General features: G+C 70.5%; 10 protein-coding genes. 1 reads left to right on the top strand and 9 read right to left on the bottom strand.

Annotated elements, in window-relative coordinates:
* Positions 1-37: 37 nt before the first annotated feature.
* The 8 genes from FHS38_RS04170 to FHS38_RS04135 form a co-directional block, all read right to left on the bottom strand.
* On the bottom strand, positions 38-2,146 hold the full coding sequence (locus FHS38_RS04170; RefSeq protein WP_184730695.1) for an oxidoreductase: 2,109 nt from the start codon (positions 2,144-2,146) through the stop codon (positions 38-40).
* A 59-nt stretch (positions 2,147-2,205) separates the two neighbouring features.
* Positions 2,206-2,907 carry a YggS family pyridoxal phosphate-dependent enzyme gene (locus FHS38_RS04165; protein WP_184730693.1) on the bottom strand — a complete coding sequence of 234 codons (702 nt, stop codon included), beginning with the start codon at positions 2,905-2,907 and terminating at the stop codon, positions 2,206-2,208.
* Positions 2,908-2,930: 23 nt separating this feature from the next.
* Positions 2,931-3,623: a B3/B4 domain-containing protein gene (locus tag FHS38_RS04160; protein WP_184730691.1), complete on the bottom strand. Its 693-nt coding sequence runs from the start codon at positions 3,621-3,623 to the stop codon at positions 2,931-2,933.
* A gap of 20 nt (positions 3,624-3,643) precedes the next feature.
* Positions 3,644-4,276: a pyridoxamine 5'-phosphate oxidase gene (gene pdxH, locus FHS38_RS04155; protein ID WP_184730689.1), complete on the bottom strand. Its 633-nt coding sequence runs from the start codon at positions 4,274-4,276 to the stop codon at positions 3,644-3,646.
* 86 nt (positions 4,277-4,362) lie between these two features.
* Positions 4,363-5,622: a diaminopimelate decarboxylase gene (locus FHS38_RS04150; protein ID WP_184730687.1), complete on the bottom strand. Its 1,260-nt coding sequence runs from the start codon at positions 5,620-5,622 to the stop codon at positions 4,363-4,365.
* Between the two features lie 375 nt (positions 5,623-5,997).
* A complete protein-coding gene (locus FHS38_RS04145) occupies positions 5,998-6,612 on the bottom strand; it encodes a phosphoribosylanthranilate isomerase (protein ID WP_229821847.1) in 615 nt (204 codons plus the stop codon).
* Between the two features lie 199 nt (positions 6,613-6,811).
* Positions 6,812-8,239, bottom strand: a complete 1,428-nt coding sequence (locus FHS38_RS04140; RefSeq protein WP_184730685.1) for a lysine N(6)-hydroxylase/L-ornithine N(5)-oxygenase family protein — start codon at positions 8,237-8,239, stop codon at positions 6,812-6,814.
* Positions 8,236-9,648, bottom strand: a complete 1,413-nt coding sequence (locus tag FHS38_RS04135) for a pyridoxal phosphate-dependent decarboxylase family protein (protein ID WP_184730683.1) — start codon at positions 9,646-9,648, stop codon at positions 8,236-8,238. Before FHS38_RS04135 ends, FHS38_RS04140 begins: the two co-directional genes overlap by 4 nt.
* Before the next feature lie 208 nt (positions 9,649-9,856).
* Here FHS38_RS04135 and FHS38_RS04130 point away from each other — a divergent pair, with 208 nt between their 5' ends.
* Positions 9,857-10,408, top strand: a complete 552-nt coding sequence (locus FHS38_RS04130; protein ID WP_184730681.1) for a F0F1 ATP synthase subunit B — start codon at positions 9,857-9,859, stop codon at positions 10,406-10,408.
* A 108-nt stretch (positions 10,409-10,516) separates the two neighbouring features.
* Here FHS38_RS04130 and pepN read toward each other — a convergent pair whose 3' ends face one another.
* A complete protein-coding gene (pepN, locus tag FHS38_RS04125; protein WP_184730679.1) occupies positions 10,517-13,117 on the bottom strand; it encodes an aminopeptidase N in 2,601 nt (866 codons plus the stop codon).
* Positions 13,118-13,290: the final 173 nt, after the last annotated feature.

The following is a 13,290-nucleotide window of genomic DNA, read 5'->3' as shown; positions in this document are numbered from 1 at the left end:
CGGTTGTCACGGTGTGTGGTCGGTCGGGCGTGCTGTTTCAGCCGAATACGCTGCCCGGGCCGGGTGAGTCGCCGGTGGCGGGCAGGGGCTGGTCCCAGCCGAGTTCGACGTTCTCGCGCCGGAAGGGTGTCCGGTCGGTGAGTGCGGTGTTCAGGGTGCGGGCGAAGAGGTGACCGCTGTAGACGGCGGCGGCGATGATGCCGGGGGCGAGGCAGTCGCCGAGGCGTACGACGCGGCGGATGCCGACGGCGGTGAGGGCGCTCTCGCCGCGGTCTTGCAGGTCCGTGTAGAGCTCGTCGCGCGGGGTGGAGCCGGTGACGACCACGATGGCGTCGGCGGGTGCGGTGGTTTCGCGGCCGGTGTAGACGCAGGAGAGGTGGGCCGTGCCGGGTTCGGTGCGGCGCAGTGCCGTGGCGGTGCGGACGTCCGCGCACATCTCCATGACGCGTCGTTGGACGCGTTTTTGTTCGGCGGTGAACTGGGTGTAGGCCGAGACGGTGCTCTCGGGCGTGACGAAGGTGACCTCGCAGCCGTGTTCGACGAGGCGTTCGGCGATGACGCCGCCCATGTAGTAGTGGTCGTCGTCGAAGAGGACGACGCGTCCGGTGGGCAGGCGGGAGTCCATGATGTCGTCCGGTGTGAAGACCGGGATCTGCCCGAGGCCGGTGATGGGGTCGCTGTGGTAGCGGCCCACGCCGTCGGCGCGCCAGGTGGCGCCGGTGGCGATGGCGATGAGGGAGGACTCGGCTTCGAGGACCATCTCGCCGGTGATGTCGTTGTCGGGCAGGAGCTGCACGCCGGGCATCTTGCGGAGCTGGGTGAGGCGCCAGTCCCGCACGCGGGCCCAGGTGCCGAGGCCGGGCAGGCGGCATTCGCGGTTGACACGGCCGCCGAGCTCGCGGCTGCGGTCGGCGAGCATGACGCTGTAGCCGCGTTGGCCGAGGGCGCGGGCGGCTTCGAGTCCGGCGGGACCGGCCCCGATGACGAGGACGGTGTCGTCGGTGTCCTTGGGTGCGATGCGCTCGGGGTGCCAGCCGCGGCGCCATTCCTCGCCCATGGTCGGGTTCTGGGTGCAGCGCATGGGCACGCCGGCCCGGTCGCCGGCGACGCAGATGTTGCAGCCGATGCATTCGCGGATGTCGTCGAAGCGGCCTTCCTCGATCTTGCGGGGCAGGAAGGGGTCGGCGATGGAGGGGCGGGCGGCGCCGATGAGGTCGAGGGTGCCGCCCTTGATCATGGAAACCATGGTGTCGGGCGAGGTGAAGCGGCCGACGCCGACGACGGGTTTGCTGGTGACGCTTTTGACGAACTTGATGTACTGCTCTTGGTATCCCTCGTCGCTGAAGCGTGAGGTGCTGCCGTCGTAGTCGAAGTTGCTGAGGTTGACGTCCCACAGGTCGGGGAGTTCCGCGAGCATCTCGATGACGTCGCGGCCCTCGTCCTCGTCGCCGCCGGCACCCGTGAGGCCGTCGACGCCGAAGCGGATGGCGACCGCGCAGGTGTCGCCGACGGCTTCCTTGGCGTCCTCGACCAGTTCGCGCAGGAAGCGGGCGCGGTTCTCGAGGCTGCCGCCGTACTCGTCGGTGCGGTGGTTGTGGCGGCGGGAGAGGAAGTTGATGGGCAACGTCATGTCGTGGCCGGCGTAGACGTAGATGATGTCGAAGCCGGCGCGCTGGGCGTTGATCGCGGCGGTGCGGTACCAGCGGCGGGCGGCACGGATGTCGTTCTTGTCCATGGCGCGGGCGGTGGCCGGGAAGACGCCCCTGGTGGGCCGCAGGCTCGGGGCGATGGGTATCGCGCGGCTCTCGAGGTTGCCGACGTGGGAACCGTTGTGCACCAACTCGACCGCTGCCAGGGCCTCGTGGTCGTGGATGAGGCCCGTGGCACGGGCGAGGTAGGGGATGTCCTTCTCGTCCCAGAGGCGGAGTTCCCGTTGGTGGTTCCCGGAGTAGTGCACGTCGCACTGCTCGGTGGAGATGACGCCCCAGCCGCCCTCGGCCTTCATTCCCCGCATCGCGGCCATAGAACTGGGAAAGGCACGTCCCATGCCGTTGCAATGGGGTACCTGGAAAAAGCGGTTCTTGGCGGTGACGGGGCCGATCCGTAAAGGTTCGAAAAGGATGTCGTAGCGGGTGGGGCGGGTCATGTGGTTCTCCGTTGCGTGGCGCAGCTGTCGCGGTGTTCCGGATTCTTCGGCGGACGGTGCTACGGGGTGGGGTAGGCCCTTGCGCCGAATATGGCGCTGCCCACGCGGACGTGGGTGGCGCCGAATTCGATGGCCGTCGCGTAGTCCGTGCTCATGCCCATGGACAGGCCGTCGAGTCCGTTGCGGGCGGCGATCTTCGCGAGTTGGGCGAAGTGCGCCTCCGGGGGTTCGCCGGCCGGGGGAATGCACATGAGGCCCACGACGTCGAGGTCGTAGGTTTCGCGGCAGGTGGTCAGCAGGTCGTCGGCGGCGTCGGGCAGGATTCCCGCTTTTTGCGGTTCCGCTCCGGTGTTGACCTGGACGAACAGCTTGGGTCGGCGGCCTTGCTTCTCGCATTGTTTGGCGAGGGCCTCGCAGAGGCCGGGGCGGTCGACGGAGTGGATGACGTCGAACAGCGCCACCGCTTCACGGGCTTTGTTGGACTGCAGTGGCCCGATCAGATGCAGTTCGACCTCGGGGAACCGCTCCCGGAGGGCCGGCCATTTGGCCTTGCCCTCCTGGACGCGGTTCTCGCCGTAGACCCGGTGGCCGGCCAGGACGGTCTGCTCGATGGTGTCCGCGGGGACCGTCTTGGAGGCGGCGACGAGGGTCACCGATGCGATGTCGCGCTGGGCGCGGGCGCAGGCGTCGGCGATGGCGCGCCGTACCGTTTCGAGCCCGTCGGTCGGGTCAGGTCGACATATGTTGCCGGGTGTGGACATCAGAGGGTCTCCTCACACACGTATCAGAATTCCAGTCGGCGCTCCACGGTGCTGATCCGCAGGGCGCTGGTGATGTGCACGCCGGCTTCGGTCAGCCCGGATTTCAGCTCGTGTTCGAGCGCGTCGATGTCCTGTGGAGCGGCGGCGTGATGGGCCTCGGCCACGATCAGTACGCGGTCGGTCTGTGCCGACACGACGGATCGGGCGCTCTGCCGGAAGGTCCAGCGCCGGGAGTGCGCGTGGTGTGCCGGGTCGGCGAAGACGACCTCGTTCGGCAGGGGGTTCTCGATGTCGCCCTGGAACGTTTCGTAGGTCTCGGTGCCGTCGGCGTGGCGGACGGTGATGCCTTCCGAGATCTTCGCGCAGTCGAATGCGGCGATGGGGATGGCGGAGGACATCGAGGCGAAGTTGAGGTAGTCCACGAGCGGGTGGAAGCTCGGCATGCTGCGGTCCTTGCGGTACCGCCTGAGCAGTGCTTCCGAGGCGCACCGGTACTGGGTGGGCTTCAGTCCCATTTTCGAGAAGGCTTCCCGCCAGGAGGCGATGGCGGGCATCTCGGATTCGGTGCCCGAGGCGAGTCGTTCTTCGACCTTCGGGGTGAGCTTCTCGAGTCGCTGGGGGTCGCTCTTCATGCCGAGGACGTTGTCGATGACCATCGTCAGGGCGTGCAGGCTCGGGTGAGCGGTCCAGACCGAATCGGCGTGCGTGAAATACATGTGAACTGTCCTCGATTGCCTTACGGGTAGAGCCGTGTGGTGTTCCAGTCGCCTTCCGGCTTGTCCCTCTGGAAAACGAGCCGGTCATGCAGACGGAACGGCCTGTCCGACCAGAACTCGATGGACAGGGGCCTGATGCGATAGCCGGACCAGTGGGGCGGTCGCGGTACGTCGTCGGGGAAGCGGGTGGCTTCGCGGGCCACGGCTTCTTCGAGCTCGGCGCGGCTGGCCAGGGGGCGGGACTGCCGGCTGGCCCAGGCGCCGAGGCGGCTGTCGCGTCGGCGGGAGGCGAAGTAGGTGTCGGCCTCGGCGGCGGTGGTGGGCTCCACGGGGCCGCGGAAGCGCACCTGGCGTCGCAGGGACTTCCAGTGCAGTACGCCTGCGGCCTGCATGTTGTCGCGGAGTTCGGTGCCCTTTTGCGACTGGGTGTTGGTGTAGAACACGAAGCCGTCCGCGTCGAAGCCCTTGAGCAGCACCATGCGTACGTCGGGCAGGCCGTCGGTGGCGGCGGTGGCGATCGCCATGGCGTTGGCATCGTTGATTTCGCTGGCTTCGGCCGCTTCGAGCCATTGGCCGAACAGGGTGATGGGGTCCGTGGCGTCGTGCGGTGACGGGATGTCCTGCGCGGGGGCGTCGGGCGTCGGGGGCTGCATGGGATTGCTCCTCGCTGGCGAATTCACGGGTGAAGGAGGGAAGCGTCGGGCGCCGGGGGTGTTGTCCCCCGGCGCTCCGGTCTGCTTCAGCGCTTGAGTTCCTTCTTCTCCGCGAGGAGGTTGCGCCACTTGTCGAGGTCGTCGCCCCGGGAGGTGACCACGTGTGCCGTACCGGCGGCGTCGACGAGTACTTCCGCGGCCGGCGGGATGTTGAGGAATTCCATGTGCTGGGTCGCGCAGTAGGCGCCGACGTCGAGGATGACGAGGTGGCTGTCGGCGTCGACGCCGGAGGGCACCCGGTATTCGCCGGGGAGGATGTAGTCGTGGCGCAGGATGCTGCGGCCGCGGAGTGCCGCCGAGACGCCGTCCGCGTCGTCGGCGAGGGGGATCTCCTTCATGTCCGCGTCGAGGAAGACCACGTTGTGGCGGCGGTCCCGCAGCTGTGCGGACGGCATGAGCATGCGCGAGCCGTCGGTGACGACGAGGCTGCCGACGGCGTTGGTGATGACGTTGCGCTTGACGCCGAGGAGGAGGGCGCCGGTGTCGGCGAGTACGTCCCGGGCGGGCTCGAAGAGGAACTTGACGTGGTCCGGGATCTCCATGCGGTCCGCGATTTCCCGCAGCGCCTTGAAGTATTCGTTCCAGTCGAAGTGCTTCGTGGATTCGTCCCAGGCTTCGTAGACGAAGCCGTGGCCGCCGGCGAAGTTGATGGACTTCGCGTGGGGGAAGTGCGTCTTGAAGATCTCGAACTGCTTCTCGATGACGCTGATCATCTCGTCGCGCGAGTTTCCGCTGCCGCAGTAGACCTCGAAGCATTCGAGTTCGCGGCCGTGCTGCTCGAGCAGGTCGGAGAGGCGCTTCAGTTCGCTGTACTTGATGCCGGGCTTGCCGGAGTCGAGGCTGTCGATGCGGGCGCTGATGGTGGGCGCGTTCGTCCGCAGCGAGTAGGCGACCTCGTCGAGGCTGGAGAGGAAGGTCGGGTAGCCCGCCTGGTCCCAGAAGCCGATCTCTTCGTCGGAGACGTGGCCGGGGGAGACGATGAACTTGTCGAATCCGTACTCGCGCAGGATCCGGTATTCGCTGGGCAGTTGCAGAAGCAGGCCGACTCCCATCTGCTGGAGCGGCTTCAATACATGTGGATTAGAGTTCGGAAAGAAGGGGACATACAATTCGACCCGGGAGTCGAGTCCGACGGCTTTGGCGGCGTCCTGGATGCGGCCGACGTTCTTTAATATCTGTGCTTCGCTGTAGATAAAGACCGGCGTGCCTACCTGGTCACCGATCGCTTTGAGGTCGATCTCATTGACCCAACAGTGGGTCAATTTACAGGAGTTTGCGGTGGTCACGTACCCTCACTCTCCGGTCGCGCAAGATCTCTGGCCATAGATGATCTTGTTTTGAGATCTTGGGGTGCTGAAATACAGATTTATCAGTGTCCGGCCCGGGAACACAAGGCTTGAAGAAGATCCATGTGCCGGTTCGGAACCGGGAGCGCTGATTCCGAATTAGGAGCAATACGAGGCGGCATTGCCGCATCGGCTGAGAACGCGCACACGTGCTTTCAGTGGCCGACAGGAACGGTACGAAGCGTCGACGGGACGCTGCGGGATGAGGTCGTCCGTAAGCGGGCAGGCGGAGTCCGGCCGCTTACCGGTGGCTGAAGTCTACCCCCACACAAGGGAGTTGGCTCTAGATCAGGACAGGCCCCGAGCGGGCCCCGGTCATTCCGCCGAGCGGGCGGATTCGATGAACTCCCTGATCAGAGCAGGGTCCTTGACGCCACGACGGGCTTCCACCCCGCTGGAGACGTCCACGCCCCACGGCGCGATCGTGCGCACGGCCCGCCCCACGTTCTGCGGGGTGAGGCCACCGGCGAGGAGCCAGTGGCCGGTCGGTGGGGTGAAGCGGTCGTCGGCCCAGTTCCACGGCAGGCCCGCCCCGGGGTCGGGGGCGTCGAGCAGGAGGTAGTCCTCCCCCAACTCGCCGCAGCGGGGGGTCCGCCCGCCGTCGGAGGAAGTGGCACGGATCAGCGTCCACCCCTGCGGCCGCAAGGTGTCGTAGTAGTCACGGCCCTCGTCGCCGTGCAGCTGTACGGAGCGGACCCCGCTCGCCAGCGCGAGGTCACGCACCTGCGCCACGGGCTGCCGACGGAACACACCGACGGTCAGTACGTGCTCGGGGACCCGCTGGGCCAGCTTCCCCGCGGTGGCGGCGTCCACATGGCGCGGGCTGTCGGCGAAGACGAAGCCGATCGCGTCGGCTCCGGCCTCGACCGCGGCGTCCACGTCCTCGGCGGTGCGCAGCCCACAGATCTTGATGAACAACGGCGAGCTCACGCGCGACGCCCCCCGGCTCCCCTGCCACGACTGCCACGACTGCCACGTCTTGCCCGGTTTTCATCAAGCATGCTCATAGTTCACTGTCCTTCCTCGGCCACCGCCCATCCAAACGCGACCGGTCCCCTTCCGCCAGTGGCCGAAAGGCCTGGCGGGCGCGGCCCGCCCCGGGGCGATGCCTCGGGGCGCCGGGCCGCCGTCAGTGGACGGGCAGTTGGCGCGGGATGGTGCGCCGGTTCTCCGAGGTCTTGTGCTGCGGCCGGGACTGGGGGCGCGGCTCCAGCCCGAAGGTCGTGAAGGCGGTGCGCTCCGGGAGGGTGTAGGCCGTCTTCCCGGTGATGGCGTTGAGGATGACGGCGCTGCGCCAGGCGGCGAGGCCGAGGTCGGCGGTGCCGACGCCGTGGGTGTGGCGCTCGGCGTTCTGGACGTGGACGGCGCCCTTGACGTGGGGGTCGAGGACGAGCCGGTGGTTCTCGTCGATGCGGGGGCGGTCGGCGGAGTCGCGGCGGATATAGGGGTCCAGGGAGGCGAGGAGGGTGTCGACGCGGCGCTCGCGGTAGCCGGTGGCGAGGACGACGGCGTCGGTGGTGAGGCGGGAGCGGCTGCCCTGCTGGGCGTGCTCGAGGTGGAGTTCGACGCGGGTGGTGCCGACGCGGCCGGCGGTGCGGACGAAGACGCCGGGGGTCAGGACGGTGTCGGGCCAGCCGCCGTGCAGGCTGCGGCGGTAGAGCTCGTCGTGGATGGTGGCGAGGGTGTCGGCGGCGACGCCCCGGTGGAGCTGCCACTGGCGCGGCAGGGCTTGGTCCCGCACGGACTCGGGCAGGGCGTGGAAGTAGCGGGTGTAGTCGGGGGTGAAGTGCTCCAGGCCGAGCTTGCTGTATTCCATGGGGGCGAAGGAGGGGCTGCGGGCGAGCCAGTGGAGCTTCTCGCGGCCGGCGGGGCGGTTGCGGAGGAGGTCGAGGAAGACCTCGGCGCCCGACTGGCCCGCGCCGATCACGGTGATGTGGTCGGCGGCGAGGAGTCGCTCGCGGTGGTCGAGGTAGTCGGCGGAGTGGATCACGGGGACGGCGGGGGCGTCGACGAGGGGCCGCAGGGGGTCGGGGACGTAGGGGGCGGTGCCGACGCCGAGGACGAGGTTGCGGGCGTAGCTGCGGCCGAGGGCCTCGGCTTCACCGTCGGTGTCGAGCCGGGTGTAGTCGATCTCGAACAGGGCGCGCTCGGGGTTCCAGCGGACGGCGTCGATCTGGTGGCCGAAGTGGAGTCCGGGGAGGGATTCGCTGACCCAGCGGCAGTACGCGTCGTATTCGGCGCGCTGGATGTGGAAGCGCTCGGCGAAGTAGAAGGGGTAGAGGCGCTCACGGGCCTTGAGGTAGTTGAGGAAGGTCCAGGGGCTGGCGGGGTCGGCGAGGGTGACGAGGTCGGCGAGGAAGGGGACTTGGAGGGAGGTGTCGTCGATGAGCAGGCCGGGGTGCCATTGGAAGACGCGGCTCTGGTCGTAGAAGGCGGTGCGGAGGTCGGGGAGGGACTGGGCCAGGGCGGCGAGCGAGAGGTTGAAGGGGCCGATGCCGATGCCCGCGAGGTCGAAGGGCTGGTCGGGGGCGGCGGCGGGGGGCGGAGGGTTGGTCATCGGGGCGTGTGGCCTTCCACGAGTTCGAGCAGGGCGTCGAGGTCGTCGGGGCGGGTGTGGGGGTTGAGGAGGGTGGCCTTGAGCCAGAGGCCCTCGGGGGTGGAGGCGCGGCCGAGGACGGCGGTGCCGTGGTCCAGGAGGCGGCGTCTGGTGTCGGCGAGCGCGCGGTCGTCGGTGCCGGTGGGGCGGAAGAGGACCGTGCTGAGGGTGGGGCGGGAGTGGAGCTCGAAGGCGGGGTGGGCCTCGATGCGGTCGGCCAGGAGCTGCGCGGTGGCACAGACCCGCTCGACGAGGTCGCCCAGGCCGCGGCGGCCGAGCGCGCGGAGGGTGACGGCGATCTTGAGGATGTCGGGGCGCCGGCTGGTGCGCGGGGAACGGCCGAGGAGGTCGGGATGACCGGCCTCGATGTCGTCGGCGGGGTTGAGATAGGGGGCCCGGTGGGCGAGGGGGCTGAGCCAGGTGGCGTCGGGCACGGCGAGGAGCCCGGCGGCGACGGGCTGCCAGCCGAGTTTGTGGAGGTCGAGGGTGACGGTCCGGGCGCGGTCGAGGCCGTCGAGCGCGGGGCGGAGGGTGTCGCTGAACAGGAGCGGCCCGCCGTAGGCGGCGTCGATGTGGAGGGGGACGTCGTGGGCGTCGCAGAGGTCGGCGAGCTTCGGGAGCGGGTCGATGCGGCCGGTGTCGGTGGTGCCCGCGGTGGCGACGACGAGGGTGGGGGCGCCGTGGCGGGCGTCGAGGGCGGCGGCGAGGTCGGCGGGGTCGAGGACGCCGGCGGGGGTGGGCAGGGTCTGCGGGGCGGGCAGGCCGAGGAGCCAGGCGGCGCGGTGGACGCTGTGGTGGGCGTTGGCTCCGCAGACGACGGTCAGGGGGGCGGCGGTGCGGGTGCGGGCGGCTTCGCGGGCGAGGAGCAGGGCGAGCTGGTTGGACTCGGTGCCGCCGGTGGTGACGAGGGCGTCGGGGGCCGGGCCGGTGGGGTGGACGAGGGTGGCGAGGGCGCGGGTGGTGAGGGTTTCCAGGGCGGAGGCGGCGGGGGCCTGGTCCCAGGAGTCCATGGAGGGGTTGAGGGCGTCGGCGGCGAGGTCCGCGGCGGCGGCCAGGGCGAGGGGCGGGCCGTGCAGATGGGCGGCGCAGCGTGGGTCGGCGGGGTCGGCGGAGCCTTCGGCGAGGGCCCGTACGAGGGTGCGGAGGGCTTCGTGGGCGCCGGTGCCGTGCTCGGGGAGGGCGGGGCCGACGGCGGTGCGCAGCCGGGCGGTGACGGCGTCGGGGCCGCCGGGCGGGAAGGGGCCGCCGCGGGCGGTGGCGCCTTGGCCGAGGGCGTGCAGGACGGTGTCCAGCAGGGGGCGGAGCGCGCGGGGTCCTTCGGTGCCGCCCGCGAGGGGTGCGGGGGTCTGGTCGGCGCCGGGCGCAGGCATGGGTGTGCCCCTTTGGGGTTGGGATGTCGCGTGTTCCGACTGGTCCGGGCAGGGCTAATCGCCTCAAGTTACTGGCGTCGCACACTCGGTGACCATGGGGCCTCGGGGTTTCGCCCGATGGTGGTACCGCCCTGGGGCGCGGTCGCGTGGGATCTGCTAGAGGGGTGCGAAGCGGACTCGGGGCTCGGCTTCGACTAATCTGCACCCCATGGCCATGAAACTTGCTATCGACGTCGGTCCGCTCAAGCCCGAGCTCGCGCCGCTCATCCTGGGGCTGGCGCTCTTCTTCATCCTCTTCGCCGTGATGGCGAAGGTGATCCTGCCCCGGATCAACAAGGTCCTCACCGAGCGTGAGGAGGCCACCGACGGCCGCTTCGAGGAGGCCGAGGAGACGCGCGCCGAGGCCGCGCGGGTCCACGCCGAGTACCAGGAGCTGCTGGCCGAGGCGCGGCACGAGGCCGCCCGGCTGCGTCAGGAGTCGGTCGAGCAGGGCACGGCGATCATCGCCGAGCTGCGCGCCGAGGGTCAGCGTCAGCGCGAGGAGATCATCGCCGCGGGTCACGCGGTGATCGACGCGGAGCGCGCGGTCGCCGAGGCCGAGCTGCGTCAGCAGGTCGGCGTGCTGGCCACCGATCTGTCGGGCCGCATCGTCGGCGAGCCGGTCACGGACTTCGCCCGTGAGAGCGGTGTCGTGGACCGCTTCCTGGAGGAGCTGCGCACGGCCCAGCCGTCGGACGCCGCGACCGACAAGCGCGCCTGACCGTCGAGACAACCGGCCAAGGCTCCCGCACCCCGTTGAGGGGTGCGGGAGCCTCGTCGTTTTCCGGGGTGCTCCCGGCAGCCCCCGGGGAGCCTCGTGCGCGGGCGCTTACGCCTGCGGCCGGATGTCGGCGGGGGTCTCCCTGATCCTCAGGGCGCGGCGCAGGTCGTCGAGCTGGTCGGCGAGCTTGCGGCGCAGGGCGGGGGTGGGGTCGGCGTCGCGCAGGCAGTCCTCGCCGAGGCGCAGGGTCTCGGCCTCGACCAGGGGGTGGGGGAAGCCGTGGAAGCCGGCGGCGATGGCGAGGGCGGGGCCGCGGCGGGCCGCGACGGTGACGGCGGCGGGGAAGTAGCGCTCGCGGTAGGGGCGTACGAGGTCGAGCTGTTCGGGCTGCCAGAAGCCTTGGGCGGTCGCGGTGAAGAGGTAGTTGGACAGCTCCGCGGGTTCGGCCGGCCCGGACGGTTCGGCGGGGTACATGGCCTGCCAGGCGGTGGCCTTGGCGGTGGCGTCGGGGAGCGCGGCGTGGCAGCGGGCGGCGCCTTCCTGGCCGGTGGCGCTGGGGTCGCGGGCGAGTTCGGCGTCGATGGCGTCGGGGGTGGTGGCGCCGAGGACGGCGAGGCGGGCGAGGGTGCGCCAGCGCAGTTCGGGGTCGAGGGCGGGGCCACCGGGGACGGTGCCCGCGGTGAGCCAGTCCTGGAGGGTGCCGGGGGTGGTGGCGCTGTCGATGAGGGTGCGGACGGCGATCAGCCGTAGGCCCTGGGCGTCGGCCCGGCCGGTGCCGTCGGTGCGGCGCAGGAGGTCGTGGCCGAGGTCGGTGAGGGTGGTGAGGACCGTGGGGCGGGCGGTGGCCGGGGTGTAGCGGTCGGCGATCTGGGTGCGGGCGAAGCCGAGGACGGCCTGGGCGATGGCGATGTCGGTTTCGTGCGGGATGTGGGCGCGGGCGGCGTCCAGGTAGGCGGCGGGGGCCAGTTCGCCGTCGCGGACCATGTCGCGGGCGGCGTTCCAGACGACGGCGCGGGCGACGGGGTCGGGCAGGCCGGAGAGGGTGCGCAGGGCGGTGTCCCAGGACCCGGCGTCGAGGCGGACCTTGGCGTAGGTGAGGTCGCCGTCGTTGACGAGCAGCAGGGCGGGGCGGGGGCCGGTGAAGGTGAGGGTCCGGGTGCCGCCGCCGGCGGGCAGGTCGGTTTCGACGCGGTCGCGGCGCACGAGGGCCCGGGGGTCGTCCGGGGCGTGGTCGTAGAGGCCGATGGCGAGGTGGTGCGGGCGGGTGCCGTCGTGGTGGAGGTCGAGGCGCCAGCCCCTCGTGCCGTCGGCTCCGGCCTCGCCGGGGGCGCCTTCGGGGCCGTCTTCGGTGATGCGGGGGGTGAGGGTGTCGACGCCGCTGGTGCGCAGCCAGCTGTCGGCCCAGGCGTGGACATCGCGGTCCGTGGCGCGGGCCAGGGAGTCGATGAAGTCGGCGAGGGTGGCGTTGCCGAAGCGGTGGCGGGCGAAGTGGTCGTTGATGCCGGCGAGGAAGTCCTTCTCGCCGAGCCAGGCGACGAGCTGGCGCAGGGCGCTCGCGCCCTTGGCGTAGGAGATGCCGTCGAAGTTGAGCAGCGCGGAGGCGGTGTCGCGGACGGCGTCGGGGGCGGGGGCCACGGGGTGGGTGGAGGGGCGTTGGTCGGCGTCGTAGCCCCAGCTCTTGCGGGCGACGGCGAAGTCGGTCCACGTGCCGGTGAAGCGGCTGGCTTCGGAGAGGACCTGGTAGCCCATGTATTCGGCGAAGGACTCGTTGAGCCAGATGTCGTCCCACCACTGGAGGGTGACGAGGTCGCCGAACCACATGTGGGCCATTTCGTGGGCGATGACCATGCCGCGGGTCTGGCGCTCGGTGTCGGTGACGGCGGAGCGGAAGACGAATTCGTCGCGGAAGGTGACGAGGCCCGGGTTCTCCATGGCGCCGGCGTTGAACTCGGGGACGAACGCCTGGTCGTAGGAGTCGAAGGGGTAGGGCTCGTCGAAGATCTGGTGGTAGCGGTCGTAGCAGCGGCGGGTGATGTCGAAGAGTTCCTCGGCATCGGCGTCGAGGTGGGGGGCGAGGGACCGGCGGCAGTGGAGGGCGAAGGGCAGCCCGGCGTGTTCGGTCCGCACGGTGTGCCAGGGGCCGGCGGCGAAGGCGACGAAGTAGGTGCTCAGCGGTGCGGTGGTGGCGAGCCGCCAGCGGCCGTCGGCGGGGGCGCCGACGCGGGTGGCGAGGGCGTTGCCGAGGACGGTCCACTGCGGTGGGGCGGTGACGGTGGCGTCGAAGACGGCCTTGAGGTCGGGCTGGTCGAAGGCGGCGAAGACGCGTTGGACGTCGTCGAGGAAGCACTGGGTGTAGAGGTAGGTCTCGCCGTCGGCGGGGTCGGTGAAGCGGTGCATGCCCTCGCCGGTGTGGGAGTAGCGCATGTCGGCCTCGACGCGCAGCTCGTGGTCCCCGGGGGTGAGGGTGAGGGGCAGCCGGTTGTCGTCGAGCGTGGCGATGTCGAGGGCGTGGCCGTCGAGGGTGGCGCGGTGCAGGGCCGCGGGGCGGACCTCGAGGAAGGTGGCGCCGGCTTCGCGGGCGGTGAAGCGGATGACGGTGGTGGAGCCGAAGTGCTCGTCGCCGCGGGTGAGATCGAGGTCGATCTCGTAGCGGTGGACGTCGAGGAGTCGGGCTCGGGTCTGCGCTTCGTCGCGCGTGAGTACGGGCATGTCGTCATGCTGCCGTATCGCTGGGCGCTGGCCTATGGGGGTTTGGTGCGGTGCTGGGAGTCGCGCGCCGTTGCGGGGCTCCGCCCGGTCCTCAATCGCCGGACGGGCTGGATTTCCAGCCCGTCCGGCGCTTGAGGACACAGCACAGCCAGCCCGTCCGGCGTTTGAGGACA

It is taken from the genome of Streptomyces netropsis (assembly GCF_014203545.1).
In the GTDB taxonomy this organism is placed as follows: Bacteria; Actinomycetota; Actinomycetes; order Streptomycetales; family Streptomycetaceae; genus Streptomyces; species Streptomyces netropsis.
This window is presented reverse-complemented; position numbering and strand designations above follow the sequence as displayed.

Coding starts and splice junctions, on each gene's coding strand:
- FHS38_RS04170 (WP_184730695.1), bottom strand. CDS start 2,146: ATGACCCGCCCCACCCGCTACGACATCCTTTTCGAACCTTTACGGATC.
- FHS38_RS04165 (WP_184730693.1), bottom strand. CDS start 2,907: ATGTCCACACCCGGCAACATATGTCGACCTGACCCGACCGACGGGCTC.
- FHS38_RS04160 (WP_184730691.1), bottom strand. CDS start 3,623: ATGTATTTCACGCACGCCGATTCGGTCTGGACCGCTCACCCGAGCCTG.
- pdxH (WP_184730689.1), bottom strand. CDS start 4,276: ATGCAGCCCCCGACGCCCGACGCCCCCGCGCAGGACATCCCGTCACCG.
- FHS38_RS04140 (WP_184730685.1), bottom strand. CDS start 8,239: ATGACCAACCCTCCGCCCCCCGCCGCCGCCCCCGACCAGCCCTTCGAC.
- FHS38_RS04135 (WP_184730683.1), bottom strand. CDS start 9,648: ATGCCTGCGCCCGGCGCCGACCAGACCCCCGCACCCCTCGCGGGCGGC.
- FHS38_RS04130 (WP_184730681.1), top strand. CDS start 9,857: ATGGCCATGAAACTTGCTATCGACGTCGGTCCGCTCAAGCCCGAGCTC.
- pepN (WP_184730679.1), bottom strand. CDS start 13,117: ATGCCCGTACTCACGCGCGACGAAGCGCAGACCCGAGCCCGACTCCTC.